The organism is Priestia sp. P5_B4 (genome assembly GCF_056400385.1).
In genome coordinates this window covers 22498-36595 of sequence record NZ_JBFULJ010000012.1, presented here as the reverse complement: position 1 = coordinate 36595, position 14098 = coordinate 22498, and the positions used below count along the sequence as shown (strand labels likewise).

Sequence of the window (14098 nt, the reverse complement as noted above, 5' to 3'; positions counted from 1 at the left end):
TGTCTTGTAAGCACGCCAGCTTTTGATCCGAATTCTTTTTCTTTTGGAATCGATGCTAATACGTACCAATCCCTTTCAACGAATCCCGATAAGCCGTTAATGAATCGCTTTACCAAAACGTATTCCCCGGGATCTACATTTAAGTTAGTCACGGGAGCTTTAGCGGTTGATGAAGGTGCGGTAAATCCAAACGAAAGTATATCAATCAGCGGGAAGAAATGGCAAAAAGATAAAAGCTGGGGAAATTTCTCCGTAACACGAGTGGGAAGCAAGCCGAATGTTAATTTACGTGATGCTTATGTTACATCTGATAATATTTATTTTGCGCAGACTGCTTTGAAGCTAGGTTTAGACAAATTTAACAGTGGTTTAAAACAGTTTGGGTTCAATCAAAAAATGCCTGTTAATTATCCTTTTGAAACGTCTAAAATTGCAGGTGATCAAGATATTAAAGATGAGGGAGTATTAGCAAACTCTGGCTATGGCCAGGGGAAACTGCAAGTGAATCCTCTCCACTTGGCATTGATGTATACATCGATTGTAAAGGATGGAAACATAGTAAAGCCTATTCTTATGAATGGTAATGAGAGTGGAATATGGAAAAAACAAGTAATATCTAAAGAAACGGCGCAATTAATTCAAAATGATTTAGTTGATGTCATTGAAGATAAAAACGGTACGGGTCATGCTGCAAAGATAGATGGGTTAACCCTAGCTGGAAAAACTGGAACGGCAGAATTAAAGAAAACTCAAGGTGAAAAAGGGCAGGAAAACGGCTGGTTTGTAGCTGTGGATACAAAACAGAAAAACCTACTCGTTTCAATGATGGTTGAAGGAGTAGAAGATAAAGGCGGAAGTCATTACGTCGTGCCGAAAGTAAAAAATGTATTTCAGCAATATAATAAGTAAATAATAAAAGCCAGTTCTAAAGGAGCTGGCTTTTATTATTTACACAAGGGGAGTAATGTTAAGTTTTTGTAAATCCCAGTTTTATACAAACTCTGAAAACCCTTATTTTAAAAGGAATGAACGTATTATTGTTAATGTATTGTAAAGAGACCTAAAAAAATGTGTTTGAAAAGTTATTGACAATTAACAATAATAGGAGTAATTTTTGACTTGGCGTAAAAAAATGAATCGCATAACCTATAAGTAAAAGAACCACCTTTTGGGACTTTTGCTCTGGTAAACGTTTGTTTTTTTAGAATTTTTTGATACACAAGAGAGGTGGTTTCTCTCGTTATAGTAATGAACAGCTAAGTTTTATCCATTACTTTAAATGAAAAAAGAAACTAGAACACATATAAAAAGATAGAGAGAAAAAACGAGTGGTAAAGTTTCGATAAATTGGATGGAGGATTGCAACGTGATCAAAAGAAAAAAAGACAAGTTTTCTGAAATGTTAATGGACATTGCCCAAAATATTAAGGACTCAGCAGATTTTTTAGGCAGCTTTGAACTTCAAAATGTATCTGACCTAAAGGAATTTGCCAATGTTTTAAAAGCGTATGAATCAAAAGGTGATAAATACGTGCATACAGTGATTACTGAGTTGAACAAAGCATTTATTACTCCAATTGAGCGTGAAGATATTTTACAGCTAGCAATGAGCATGGATGATGTACTTGATGGCATCGACAGCTTTGCTGCTTTAATGGAAATTCATTCAATTACGACATTTGATGAATATGTAGCTGAATTTGTTAAAAATATTCAAGGCTGTGCTGAAGAGATTTTAATTACTATTAATTTGTTGTCTGAGAAAAAGCTTCTTCAAATTAGTGAACATGCAATTAAAATTAAAGAGTATGAGTCACATTGTGATACATTATATCGTCGTGCACTAAAACAATTATTTGCAACATGTAAAGATCCAATTAAAGTTATTCAATATAAAGAAATTTATGAAACGCTAGAAGAAATCGCGGATTATTGTCAAACGGTTGCGAACAACTTAGAATCAGTTATTATGAAGAATGCGTAACGGGGCTATATTATAATGGATTCGATGCTAATATTAACCATTCTAATTGTAGTTGGTGCACTTGGTTTTGACTTTATCAACGGATTTCACGATACAGCTAATGCCATTGCGACTTCTGTTTCAACCAAAGCTTTAAAACCGCGACATGCAATTCTTTTAGCCGCAACCATGAACTTTGTCGGTGCTATGACGTTTACGGGCGTAGCCAAAACGATTACAAAGGATATCGTTGATCCTTATACGCTTCAAAATGGTTCTGTCGTTATTTTAGCAGCATTAATTTCTGCTATCGCGTGGAACCTAATCACATGGTATTTCGGTATCCCGAGTAGTTCTTCTCATGCAATTATTGGATCGATTGCAGGAGCAGCTATTGCAGCTGCTGGATTTGGTGCTTTAAATTACAAAGGTTTCATCAAAATCATTGAAGCCCTTCTAATTTCACCAGTTCTAGCCTTTGTAGTAGGTTATATCGTCTATACGATTATCAAACTAACGTTTAAAAACCATAACTTGACGAAAACGAATAAGCGTTTTCGACGCGTTCAAATCCTGACTGCAGCCCTACAATCTTACACACACGGTACGAATGATGCGCAAAAAGCAATGGGTATCATTACGCTAGCGCTTATTGCTAACAATATGCAAAGCGGTACTGAGATTCAGTGGTGGGTACAGCTGGCTTGTGCGGTGGCAATGGGACTTGGAACGTCAATTGGTGGATGGAAAATCATTAAAACCGTTGGCGGTAAAATTATGAAAATTCGTCCTGTTAATGGAGTAGCTGCGGACTTAACAGGTGCTGCCATTATCTTTGGAGCAACGTTTGTTCATCTACCTGTCAGTACTACTCATGTTATTTCATCTTCTATCTTAGGTGTAGGTTCTGCTCACCGAGTGAAAGGTGTAAAATGGGGAACTGCACAGCGCATGGTGATTACATGGGTTATCACATTGCCAATTTCAGCTTCATTAGCTGCACTTATCTATATGATTTTAAATTTGTTATTTTAATAAATGTGGAGCTTCTTTTTAAGAAGCTCCTTTTTTTATTTACATCCCCTCATTTGCACAGTACACTTAAAACATGAAAATAACACAATTGTTTTTAAAAGGGAGATGAGGAAATGTTTGGAAAAGTGGCTGCTGATGTATTAGGGCTCAGTGATATTGGTTCTGTTATTAAGCCAGTTGATTATGACAAGGTAGATGCAGACGATTACGTTATGCATGAAGAACAAGAAAAAATTTATTTTCTAATCAAATCAAAGTCAGATGAATATTGCTTTACCAATAAAGCGCTCATTCATCTTGATGGAACAAGTGCTACAAGCAAAAAGCGAATGCTTCGCCGCTATAACTACAGCACAAATCACATTTCAAACGTGATGCTAGAAACGGCTGGAACTGTCGATTTAGATGTGGAAATTAAATTTAAAATTGGCTCGGAGACGTTTTCTATCGATGTACACAAAAAGCATATAGAAGAGGTAAAAGATTTATATAAAGCGCTGTTTAAAATATCTGAAATAACGCGTGAAAATGAAATTGCGCTCGATTTTGCTAAACAAAGCATTCAGCTAGCTTCTTCTACGCTAAGCAGTACAAGAAATACAAGTGGAAGTGTTGCTGGTGAATTTAAAGAAATTAACGAAGCTGCGTTTTCTTGGTTATTAGATAAAAAAACAGCCTACACAACAAAAGATTTCAGCTCAGTTTTCGAGCTGTATATCAATAATTAATAGAAACAGCTGCTCCTTTTATGGAGCAGCTGTTTTTTAATGCTGAATGAGAGTATGTAGACTTATGATGAACGTTGTAGAATCCTCATGTTAACCTTGAAAAATCACTGAAAAAAGAGCACAATATAAAATAGAAAAGAGAAACAATAGAGACGGGTTTAACTGAAAGAAATAATAGAAAATAAGACTTATAGGTGGAAAGGATTACGGTATGACAGCAAAAAATAATGAGGATACAGTGGCAGAATTAGAGAAGTCACTTCGACATATTGCAGCGATTGTGAAACAAAAAGGAAGAGAAATTTTAGAAGACTATACGATTACGCCACCTCAGTTTATTGCTTTGCAGTGGCTGTTTGAACGTGGAGATATGACGATTGGTGATTTATCAAATCGTATTTTTCTTGCTTGTAGTACAACGACAGATTTAGTAGATCGTATGGAAAAAAATAAGTTGGTGGTTCGGGTAAAAGATCCAAAAGACCGCCGCGTAGTGCGTATTCATTTGCTTCCTGAAGGAGCACGTGTTATCGAAGAAGTAATTGAAAAGCGACAAACGTATTTAAATGGCGTACTGGCAAACTTCTCTCCGAGTGAAACGGAAGTTTTACGAGTAACGTTACGAAAATTGCATGATGAAATGAAAGAAAAATGAGGCGATTGTTTTGAGTAGACCAATTGGTGTTATAGATTCAGGTGTGGGCGGATTAACGGTAGCAAAGGAAATTATGAGACAGCTTCCGAAAGAACAAATTATGTACATTGGAGATACAGCCCGCTGCCCATACGGTCCTCGCCCTAGTGAAGAAGTACGAGCTTTCACGTGGGAGATGACTAATTATTTAGTAGATAAAGATATTAAAATGCTTGTTATTGCGTGTAATACGGCTACGGCAGTTGTGCTGGATGAAATTCAAGAACAGCTCGATATTCCGGTTATAGGCGTCATTGAACCAGGATCACGCGCTGCGCTTAAAGTAACTAAAAATCATAAAATAGGCGTAATCGGCACAAACGGAACCGTGAAAAGTCAAGCCTATACACATGCACTCCGCGCTCTTCATACGAGAGTGGAAGTGGAAAATTTAGCATGCCCTTTGTTTGTACCTCTTGTAGAGAGCGGTAATTATGAAGGACCGGAAGCACAGCGAATTGTAAAAGAAACATTAAAACCTTTTTATCATACAGATATGGATACCCTTATTTTAGGATGTACGCATTATCCGTTATTAAAGCCAGTTATTCAAGAAGCAATTGGGCCTAGAGTTCAGTTAATCAGTTCTGGCGAAGAAACGGCAATAGAGGTAAGTGCCATTCTTTCTTATAGCAATTTACTAGCTCCTAGAAACATGGAGCCTGAACACTACTTCTTTACAACAGGATCAACAGAACTGTTTCAATCTATTGCATCTAAATGGTTTGAGCACCCTGTATATAATGTTGAACATATCAAGCTTTAAAACCGTGCATATCATGCTCGGTTTTTTTTGTGGACAAAAACTTTTTTGAGCTGGTCTAAAATGCAAAAAAGCTCGTATACATAGTAGTACAAACAGTCTGAGGAGGGAAAGGAATGTCCAAAAAGACCCAACTTGTTCTCATATCCGCCGTGGTGACCACATCTGTATTGTTATCCGGCTGTGGACTTTTCGGAGGGGATAACGCAGCAAAGGAAATTGATCCGCCAAAGGATGTCACCTATGTGAAAGATGAAAAATCATTAGCGACTGAAGCGAAAGTAACGGAAGCTAATAAAAAACAAAGTAAAGCCGCAGAAACATCTGCGCCTACCAAAAGAGAACTCTACTTAATTGATAAAAACGGGTACGTTGTTCCCCAGACGCTTGAAATTCCTAAATCAAAAGGTGTCGCTAAACAGTCTCTTGAATATTTAGTAGAGGGTGGACCGGTCACAAACTTATTGCCAAATAATTTCCGAGCGGTTCTTCCTGCTGATACAAGAGTTTTAGGGACAAAGCTGGAAAGTGACGGCACGATGATAGCAGATTTTTCACCTGAATTTGCTGAGTATAAAAAAGAAGATGAACTCCGTATTCTGCAGGCCGTCACTTGGACGCTGACGCAGTTTGAAGGCGTAAATAAAGTTAAAATTCGCATTAACGGCTATGATAAAGATGAGATGCCTGTAAATCATACGCCAATCAGTAAAGGGTTGAGCAGAGCAGATGGCATTAACTTTGATAATACTGGAGTAGTTGACGTAACTCAAACGAAGCCAGTTACGATTTATTACTTAGCTCAAGAGGGCAAACAAACTTACTATGTTCCTGTCACAAAACGAATTGCTTCTGATGACAAAGATATGTACACTGCAATTGTGAACGAGCTTGTAGAAGGACCTGCGCCTGCATCAGGTTTAGTGACAGACTTTAATCCCGATGCAAAGCTCGTAGCAGCTCCAAAGTATGCGGACGGTGAGTTAACGCTGAACTTTAATAAAAACATCTTTGGGAATTTGAAAGGAACGGAAATTTCTCAGCATGTTCTCGACTCCTTAGTGTTATCTCTGACGGAACAAAAAGCCGTAGACAGCGTTGCCATTAAAGTGAATGGCAAAAAAACGCTAAAAGATGAAAAAGGGAAAAAATTAACGGAACCAGTTTCAAGACCGAAAAATGTGAACACAGGTAGTTTTTAAAAACAAATTTTTGTTATACTAGTAAAGGACTAAGTAGAAAGAGGTCTGCTGAAATAGCGACCTCTTTCCGCTGTTTTATAGTTAAAATGGAAGAGACTATTACATATAAATGAATGAATAGGAGGACATGCTTAATGCGTTTGGACGGTAGGGAATTTAATGAATTGAGATCTGTATCTCTTCATACTTCATACTTAAAGCATCCAGAAGGATCTGTATTAATCTCGGTGGGAGACACAAAGGTTATTTGTACCGCAAGCATAGACGACAGAGTGCCTCCTTTTATGCGTGGGCAAGGAAAAGGATGGATTACAGCTGAATATTCTATGCTGCCTCGAGCTACGGCACAAAGAAATATACGTGAATCATCAAAAGGTAAAGTCACAGGACGAACAATGGAAATTCAGCGTCTAATCGGACGAGCTCTTCGTTCTGTAGTCGATCTGGAAAAGGTCGGAGAAAAGACAATTTGGATTGATTGTGATGTTATTCAAGCAGATGGCGGCACAAGAACAGCATCGATTACAGGTGCTTTTGTGGCTATGGTTTTAGCGTTTGGAAAGCTGGTTGAAGAGAACAAGCTCACAGAAATTCCTATTCGTGACTACTTAGCTGCGACTTCAGTAGGTATTCATGGAGAAAATTCGATTTTAGATTTAAATTATGAAGAAGATTCGACAGCGGAAGTTGACATGAATATTGTGATGACAGGAAGCGGAAAGTTTGTAGAATTACAGGGAACGGGAGAGGAATCGACGTTTTCGAGAGAACAGTTAAACCATCTTCTAGATTTAGGGGAAAAGGGTGTTTATCAATTGATTGAACAGCAAAAGGAAGTTCTTGATCACCTGGCTGCTTACATTCCGGTTAAAGAAAGGTAAGGGATTAACGTGCGTGAAATCATTATTGCAACTAAAAATGCAGGCAAAGTAAAAGATTTTGAAACACTTTTCTCACCGAAGGGATTTAAAGTAAAATCGCTTCTTGATTTTCCTGAGATTGAAGATGTGGAAGAAACGGGCGTTACATTTGCAGAGAATGCCACGCTAAAAGCAGAGGCCATTTCATCCGCATTAAATAAGCCAGTCATTGCCGATGATTCGGGGCTTGCTATTGATGCCTTAAACGGGGAGCCAGGCGTTTATTCCGCGCGTTATGCTGGTGAAAATAAAGATGATAATGCTAATATAGAGAAGGTACTTCAAAAATTAAATGACGTGCCGTTTGAAAAGCGCACCGCACGCTTTCATTGCGCTCTTGCTATTGCAGTGCCCGGAAAGAGAACCGAAATTGTAGAAGGCACGTGTGAAGGGCACATCTTGGAGGAAAAAAGAGGGGAAAACGGTTTTGGGTACGATCCCATTTTCTTTGTAGAAAAATGGAGATGCTCCATGGCAGAATTGACCAAAGAGCAAAAAAATCAGATTAGTCACCGAGCAAATGCGTTAAAAAGACTAACACCGCTAATTGATGCGCAATTTTAGAAGGAGTGATGACGTGTGAAACTATTAATTGTAAGCGATAGCCACGGGTTACAAGAAGAGCTGCTCACTATCAGAGAGAGACATGCTGATGTAGATAAGATGATCCATTGTGGGGACTCTGAGTTGCCGCAAGACAGCAAAGAAATGTCTGCATTTTTAGGCGTTCGAGGAAATTGTGACTACGATGCATCTTACGTTAATGATCGAGTAGAGTCGCTTGGAGAAGCTACGTGTCTGGTTACACACGGTCACTTATATAATGTTAAAATGTCTATGATGAATCTGCATTACAAAGCGAGAGAAGTCGGGGCAAACGTTGTTTGTTTTGGGCATTCTCACATAGCGGGAGCTGAGCTCATGGACGGAGTTTTATTTATCAATCCAGGAAGTATGTTACTTCCTCGTATGAGAAAAGAACGTACGTATGCTATACTAGTAATGGATGGTACAGAAGCTACCGTGCAGTTTTACGATATAAGCGGTAAACATATTCCTAGCATGCAGTTAACCTGTACACTTTCAGCATAATATAGCCAAATATAGGGAGAAGAGAAGGTTTTTTACCTCTCTTCTCATAAAATTTCAAAAAAACGTTGACTTTTAAATTATATTTGAATATAATAAGTATTGTCTTTGATACACTTTAACATTATGTCCCAGTAGCTCAGCAGGATAGAGCAACGGCCTTCTAAGCCGTCGGTCGGGAGTTCGAATCTCTCCTGGGACGTCCAGAAAAACCTGGCTTTTACTTTTTAGTAAAAGCCAGGTTTTTTATTTATCTTAAAAATGAATGTTTGTTCATTCAGTGTGTACAAATGAACGTTTCAGAAAAACTTTTTGAACTGCTGTAAACCCTTATTACATCAATAATGAAAACGCATTCAAATATTCTGTTTAGTCTAAATTGTCTAAAAAAATCTTGAAAAGTGGTTGACTATGCATAGAAATGGGCGTAAGATAGTCCTCAAATATAAGTTTTCTAAAAATTTTAATTAATTGTAATTAATTTAAAATATGATGTGTAAAGCATTGTTCAAAAAGCATATAGCGTTTTAAAACGTTGAAGAGGATAAGTAGTTTTGATGTTTAGGTATCAACAGAGAGTCGGGTTGCTGGAAGCCGATGTTACCAACTCAAAATGAACTCACCTCAGAGTGTCACCCTGAAATTCAGTAAGGGCGACCGAGTGTACTTCCAAAGCACTCGTTATCAAAAAGAATGTACAGTATACATTCATAAGGTAATCATTACGATTACAAACGAGGGTGGTACCGCGTAAAGTACAAAAGACTTTTCGCCCCTTGACCTATATCATTTGATAGGGTCTATTTAGGGGTGAGAAGTCTTTTTTCTTTTATCTAGAAAACGAAAGGATGAGAAAAGTGGGAGCCAATATGCAAACGAAAGAACCTGTAAGCACTGGGGCACAAATGAATGGAGCTGACATGTTGATTGAATCTCTAAGAAGAGAAAATGTTGACGTCATCTTCGGTTACCCAGGGGGAGCCGTTTTACCGATTTACGATAAGCTATATGGTTCAGGAATGTTTCACGTACTTGCTCGTCACGAACAAGGTGGAATTCACGCAGCAGAAGGGTACGCAAGAATTTCAGGCAAACCCGGTGTAGTTATCGCAACAAGTGGTCCTGGTGCAACAAATATCGTAACAGGTTTGGCAGATGCGATGATTGACTCACTTCCTTTAGTTGTTTTTACTGGTCAAGTAGCTTCAAGTGTAATTGGTTCTGACGCGTTCCAAGAAGCAGATGTATTAGGGATCACAATGCCAATTACAAAACATAGCTATCAAGTACGCAATATCAGCGATATGCCGAGAATCATCAAAGAGGCATTTCATATTGCGACAACAGGAAGACCTGGTCCAGTCTTAATCGACATTCCAAAAGATATGGCACAGGGTGATGGAACATTTAATTACGAAGGAGAAATTGATTTACCTGGCTATCAGCCAACTTATTTTCCAAATCAGCTGCAGGTTAAAAAATTAACAGACGCAGTAGCAGCTGCAAAACAACCTGTTATCCTAGCAGGCGCGGGAGTGCTATTGAGTAAAGGTTCAGAAGAATTAAAAAATTATGCTGAGCGTCAAAATATTCCCGTTATTAATACGCTTTTAGGATTGGGCTGTTTTCCTGCAGATCATCCGCTTCATTTAGGAATGGCTGGCATGCACGGAACGTACACAGCAAACATGGCAATTTATGAGAGTGATCTTCTCATTAGTATCGGTGCACGCTTTGATGACCGAGTAACAGGTAACTTAAAGCATTTTGCACCAAATGCAAAAATTGCGCACATTGACATCGACCCAGCGGAAATTGGAAAGAATGTTCCAACCAAGATTCCAATTGTTGGAGATGCAAAAGAAGTATTGAAGCAATTGCTTCTGCAAGAAGGAGAAGTTGGAGATTATACGAAATGGCATGAGAAATTAGCGGCGTGGAAGCAAGAATATCCATTATGGTATCAGAACTCAGCGGACGTGTTAAAACCACAAAAAGTAGTTGAGTTGCTTCACAAGTATACAAATGGAGATGCCGTGGTTACAACGGACGTTGGGCAACATCAAATGTGGGTAGCTCAATACTACACATTTAATAATCCAGATCGATGGGTAACTTCAGGTGGTCTTGGCACTATGGGCTTTGGATTACCTTCTGCAATCGGCGCTCAGCTGGCAAACAAAGATAAAACAGTTGTAGCAGTCGTTGGTGACGGTGGATTTCAAATGACGCTTCAAGAATTAGGAGTTATTAGAGAATTAAATTTACCTGTAAAAGTGGTTGTACTTAACAATCAGTCGCTTGGTATGGTTCGTCAGTGGCAAGAAATCTTCTATGAAGAACGCTACTCACACTCTTTAATTCCGAATCAGCCTAATTTAATGAAGCTTGCAGAAGCTTATGATATCAAAGGTTTACAAGCTTCTACTGAAGAAGAAGCGCATGCGGCTTTGAAAGAAGCAATGGAAACAGATGGACCTGTTCTACTAAATTTCTTTGTCGCACCTAAAGAAAACGTATATCCAATGGTTGCACCTGGAAAAGGATTACATGAAATGGTAGGGGTGAAACCATGAAGCGAATTATTACAGCAACTGTATTAAACCGTGCGGGTGTATTAAATCGCGTGACGGGGTTATTTACAAAAAGAAATTTCAATATTGAGAGTATTTCGGTAGGTCACACTGAATCTGAAGATGTATCACGCATGACATTTGTTGTGAACGTAGAGCATGATAACGCTGCTGAACAAGTGATTAAGCAGTTAAATAAGCAGATTGACGTGTTGAAGGTTCAAGATATTACGGATCAAGCGGTGGTATCAAGAGAGCTTGCTTTAATGAAAGTAGCCTCTACGCCAGCGAGCCGTAACGAACTTTATGCAGTAATTGAACCTTTCCGTGCAACCATCATTGATGTAAGCCGCGACAGCTTGATTATTCAAGTAACAGGTGAATCCAGCAAGATTGAAGCGATGATTGATCTGCTTCAGCCTTATGGATTAAAAGAAGTAACGCGCACGGGAACAGTAGCTGTTCCGCGCGGTACGCAAAAAGCGGCAGCCAAACTTTCATCAATCATTTAATTCTAGCTAGTTACTAACCAAGTAAACTATATAAAACTATATAAACTAAGAGGAGAGATTTATTATGACAAAGGTATATTATAACGGAGATGCAAAGGATCAATTATTACAAGGTAAAACAGTAGCAATCGTAGGCTATGGTTCACAAGGTCATGCCCATGCACAAAACTTACGCGACAGCGGAGTAAACGTGGTAGTAGGATTACGTAAAGGTAAATCATGGGACCAAGCAGAGCAAGACGGTTTCACTGTATTATCTGTAAAAGATGCAGTTCAACAAGCAGAAGTAGTAATGGTATTACTTCCAGATGAGTATCAGCCAAAAGTTTATAACGAAGAAATTCTTCCAGGACTAAAACCAGGAAAATCTTTAGTATTTGCTCACGGTTTCAACATTCACTTTAACCAAATCGTAGCACCTGAATTCGTTGACGTATTCTTAGTAGCTCCAAAAGGTCCTGGTCACCTTGTAAGAAGAACGTATGAAGAAGGAGCTGGCGTACCGGCGTTATTCGCAGTATTCCAAGATGTAACTGGAGAAGCAAAAGACGTAGCGTTAGCTTATGCTAAAGCAATCGGTTCAGCTCGTGCGGGTGTGTTAGAAACAACATTTAAAGAAGAAACAGAAACAGATCTTTTCGGTGAGCAAGCAGTACTTTGCGGTGGTTTAACTTCATTAGTTAAAGCTGGTTTTGAAACGCTTGTAGAAGCTGGCTACCAACCGGAAGTTGCATATTTTGAGTGTTTACACGAATTAAAATTAATTGTTGACCTTATGTATGAAGGCGGAATGGAAGGCATGCGTTATTCAATCTCTGATACAGCTCAATGGGGTGACTTCGTTTCAGGACCACGCGTTGTAGATGAGCGTTCAAAAGAACAAATGAAAAAAGTGCTTGAAGATATCCAAACAGGTAAATTTGCAAAAGGCTGGATCCTAGAAAACCAAGCAAATCGTCCGGAATTTACAGCTATCAATAACCGTGAAAACGAACATTTAATTGAAAAAGTTGGCGCTCAATTACGTGAAATGATGCCATTTGTTAAAAAACAAAAGAAAGAAGCGGTGATCGCTAGTGCAAAAAATTAAACTATTTGACACGACGCTACGCGATGGTGAACAGTCACCTGGAGTCAATTTGAACCTACAAGAAAAGCTTGAAATTGCTAAGCAGTTAGAGCGATTAGGTATCGACATCATTGAAGCCGGATTTCCCGCTTCTTCAAAAGGTGATTTTCAATCCGTAAAAGAAATTGCGTCTATTGTCAAAAATTCTTCTGTAACAGGCCTTGCAAGGTCTGTTACAAAAGATATTGACATTGCATGGGAAGCGTTAAAAGAAAGTGCAGAACCAAGACTGCATGTTTTTATCGCTACTTCCGAAATTCATATGCAGCATAAATTGAAAAAAACACCTGATGAAGTACTTGAAACAGCAGTGGAAATGGTGAAGTACGCAAGTGAAAAATTCCCGGTTGTTCAATGGTCTGCTGAAGATGCATGTCGAACAGATTTACCGTTTTTAGCTAGAATTGTAGAAGCCGTTATTGATGCTGGTGCAAAAGTCGTTAATATTCCAGATACAGTAGGATTTATCACTCCTGGTGACTATCAATCAGTATTTAATTACTTAAAAGAACATGTGTCAAATATTCATAAAGTTGATTTGTCAGCTCACTGTCACGATGACTTAGGGCTAGCTGTGGCCAATTCAATGGCTGCGATTGAAGCAGGAGCTACTCAAATTGAAGGAACGATTAACGGAATCGGAGAACGTGCGGGTAACGCAGCTCTTGAAGAAGTAGCACTTGCGCTTCATGTCCGTCAAGATTTCTATCAAGCGAGCACAGGTCTTATCTTGCCTGAAATTAAGCGTACGAGTGACATTATCAGTAAGCTTACCGGAATGAATATTGCACCAAATAAAGCAATTGTCGGAAAAAATGCTTTTGCTCATGAATCAGGTATTCACCAAGATGGCGTCTTAAAAAATCCGTTAACATATGAGATTATTTCCCCAGAACTTGTGGGTGTTAAACAAAATCCAATTGTGCTTGGTAAACACTCAGGCCGTCATGCGTTCCGTACACGCTTAGTAGAGCTTGGATTTACATTGAAAGATACAGAAGCAAACGTGCTTTTTGAGAAGTTTAAAGACTTAGCAGATAAGAAAAAAGACATTACCGATGATGATTTATTGGCATTAGTCATTCAAAAGCAAGTTAGCAAAGACAGTGAATATAAGCTTGAAAGTCTGCAAGTTCAGTATGGTACGAACAATATTCCAACGGCTACGATTACCCTTCGCAAAGAAAACGGCGAAGAGATTCAAGAAGCAGCTACGGGATCTGGAAGCGTGGAAGCTATCTATAATACGCTGCAGCGCTGTGTTGAACAAGATGTAAAACTATTAGACTATCGTATTCAGTCTATTAACGGTGGGCCGGACGCACTGGCTGAAGTATTTGTGAAGGTTGAAAGCGAAGGAACTGAAGCAAGCGGACGCGGAGTAGCATTTGACGTATTAGAATCGTCAGCGAAAGCATATCTGAACGCCATTAATCGTTTAATTGCTATTCAGCAGCATCGTACAAAGCAAGAAGTAATGTGAACTGAAG

The 14098-nt window shown here is 38.8% G+C and carries 14 protein-coding genes, 1 tRNA gene and 1 other annotated feature; all 15 genes read left to right on the top strand.

Annotated features, from left to right (window positions below):
* On the top strand, window positions 1-909 hold a 909-nt coding region (locus tag AC1DRF_RS03285; protein WP_477740327.1), incomplete at its 5' end, for a penicillin-binding transpeptidase domain-containing protein.
* A gap of 442 nt (window positions 910-1351) precedes the next feature.
* Complete coding sequence (locus AC1DRF_RS03280) at window positions 1352-1984, top strand: DUF47 domain-containing protein (RefSeq protein ID WP_218039679.1); 633 nt, start codon at window positions 1352-1354, stop codon at window positions 1982-1984.
* A gap of 15 nt (window positions 1985-1999) precedes the next feature.
* Window positions 2000-2998 carry an inorganic phosphate transporter gene (locus tag AC1DRF_RS03275; RefSeq protein WP_025750624.1) on the top strand — a complete coding sequence of 333 codons (999 nt, stop codon included), beginning with the start codon at window positions 2000-2002 and terminating at the stop codon, window positions 2996-2998.
* Window positions 2999-3111: 113 nt separating this feature from the next.
* Complete coding sequence (locus tag AC1DRF_RS03270; protein ID WP_043976058.1) at window positions 3112-3726, top strand: PH domain-containing protein; 615 nt, start codon at window positions 3112-3114, stop codon at window positions 3724-3726.
* Between the two features lie 211 nt (window positions 3727-3937).
* Window positions 3938-4381, top strand: a complete 444-nt coding sequence (locus AC1DRF_RS03265) for a MarR family winged helix-turn-helix transcriptional regulator (RefSeq protein WP_013059382.1) — start codon at window positions 3938-3940, stop codon at window positions 4379-4381.
* 10 nt (window positions 4382-4391) lie between these two features.
* On the top strand, window positions 4392-5186 hold the full coding sequence (gene racE / locus AC1DRF_RS03260) for a glutamate racemase (protein ID WP_025601441.1): 795 nt from the start codon (window positions 4392-4394) through the stop codon (window positions 5184-5186).
* A gap of 113 nt (window positions 5187-5299) precedes the next feature.
* Window positions 5300-6385: a GerMN domain-containing protein gene (locus tag AC1DRF_RS03255; protein WP_427075334.1), complete on the top strand. Its 1086-nt coding sequence runs from the start codon at window positions 5300-5302 to the stop codon at window positions 6383-6385.
* Window positions 6386-6519: 134 nt separating this feature from the next.
* Complete coding sequence (gene rph / locus AC1DRF_RS03250) at window positions 6520-7266, top strand: ribonuclease PH (RefSeq protein WP_162215006.1); 747 nt, start codon at window positions 6520-6522, stop codon at window positions 7264-7266.
* A 9-nt stretch (window positions 7267-7275) separates the two neighbouring features.
* Complete coding sequence (locus AC1DRF_RS03245) at window positions 7276-7869, top strand: XTP/dITP diphosphatase (protein WP_427075333.1); 594 nt, start codon at window positions 7276-7278, stop codon at window positions 7867-7869.
* 15 nt (window positions 7870-7884) lie between these two features.
* Entirely contained in the window at window positions 7885-8397 is a 513-nt protein-coding gene (locus AC1DRF_RS03240; protein ID WP_013059377.1) for a metallophosphoesterase, read from the top strand.
* A 125-nt stretch (window positions 8398-8522) separates the two neighbouring features.
* Window positions 8523-8596 (top strand) — tRNA-Arg (locus tag AC1DRF_RS03235).
* 324 nt (window positions 8597-8920) lie between these two features.
* Window positions 8921-9174, top strand: a binding site (T-box leader).
* Between the two features lie 68 nt (window positions 9175-9242).
* Entirely contained in the window at window positions 9243-10970 is a 1728-nt protein-coding gene (gene ilvB / locus AC1DRF_RS03230) for an acetolactate synthase large subunit (protein WP_155660677.1), read from the top strand.
* The gene (gene ilvN, locus AC1DRF_RS03225; protein ID WP_013059375.1) at window positions 10967-11479 is read left to right on the top strand and encodes an acetolactate synthase small subunit; all 513 of its coding nucleotides are present in this window, start codon (window positions 10967-10969) and stop codon (window positions 11477-11479) included. Before ilvB ends, ilvN begins: the two co-directional genes overlap by 4 nt.
* A gap of 64 nt (window positions 11480-11543) precedes the next feature.
* On the top strand, window positions 11544-12569 hold the full coding sequence (gene ilvC / locus AC1DRF_RS03220; protein WP_013085141.1) for a ketol-acid reductoisomerase: 1026 nt from the start codon (window positions 11544-11546) through the stop codon (window positions 12567-12569).
* Entirely contained in the window at window positions 12556-14091 is a 1536-nt protein-coding gene (locus AC1DRF_RS03215; protein WP_427075332.1) for a 2-isopropylmalate synthase, read from the top strand. The genes ilvC and AC1DRF_RS03215 overlap by 14 nt, the downstream gene beginning before the upstream one ends.
* The last annotated feature ends 7 nt before the right edge of the window (window positions 14092-14098 follow it).

Excerpts from the sequence above, each read along its gene's own strand:
- AC1DRF_RS03280 (WP_218039679.1), top strand. The coding sequence starts at position 1,352 with ATGGAGGATTGCAACGTGATCAAAAGAAAAAAAGACAAGTTTTCTGAA.
- AC1DRF_RS03255 (WP_427075334.1), top strand. The coding sequence starts at position 5,300 with ATGTCCAAAAAGACCCAACTTGTTCTCATATCCGCCGTGGTGACCACA.
- ilvN (WP_013059375.1), top strand. The coding sequence starts at position 10,967 with ATGAAGCGAATTATTACAGCAACTGTATTAAACCGTGCGGGTGTATTA.
- ilvC (WP_013085141.1), top strand. The coding sequence starts at position 11,544 with ATGACAAAGGTATATTATAACGGAGATGCAAAGGATCAATTATTACAA.
- AC1DRF_RS03270 (WP_043976058.1), top strand. The coding sequence starts at position 3,112 with ATGTTTGGAAAAGTGGCTGCTGATGTATTAGGGCTCAGTGATATTGGT.
- AC1DRF_RS03275 (WP_025750624.1), top strand. The coding sequence starts at position 2,000 with ATGGATTCGATGCTAATATTAACCATTCTAATTGTAGTTGGTGCACTT.
- AC1DRF_RS03265 (WP_013059382.1), top strand. The coding sequence starts at position 3,938 with ATGACAGCAAAAAATAATGAGGATACAGTGGCAGAATTAGAGAAGTCA.
- ilvB (WP_155660677.1), top strand. The coding sequence starts at position 9,243 with ATGAGAAAAGTGGGAGCCAATATGCAAACGAAAGAACCTGTAAGCACT.
- rph (WP_162215006.1), top strand. The coding sequence starts at position 6,520 with ATGCGTTTGGACGGTAGGGAATTTAATGAATTGAGATCTGTATCTCTT.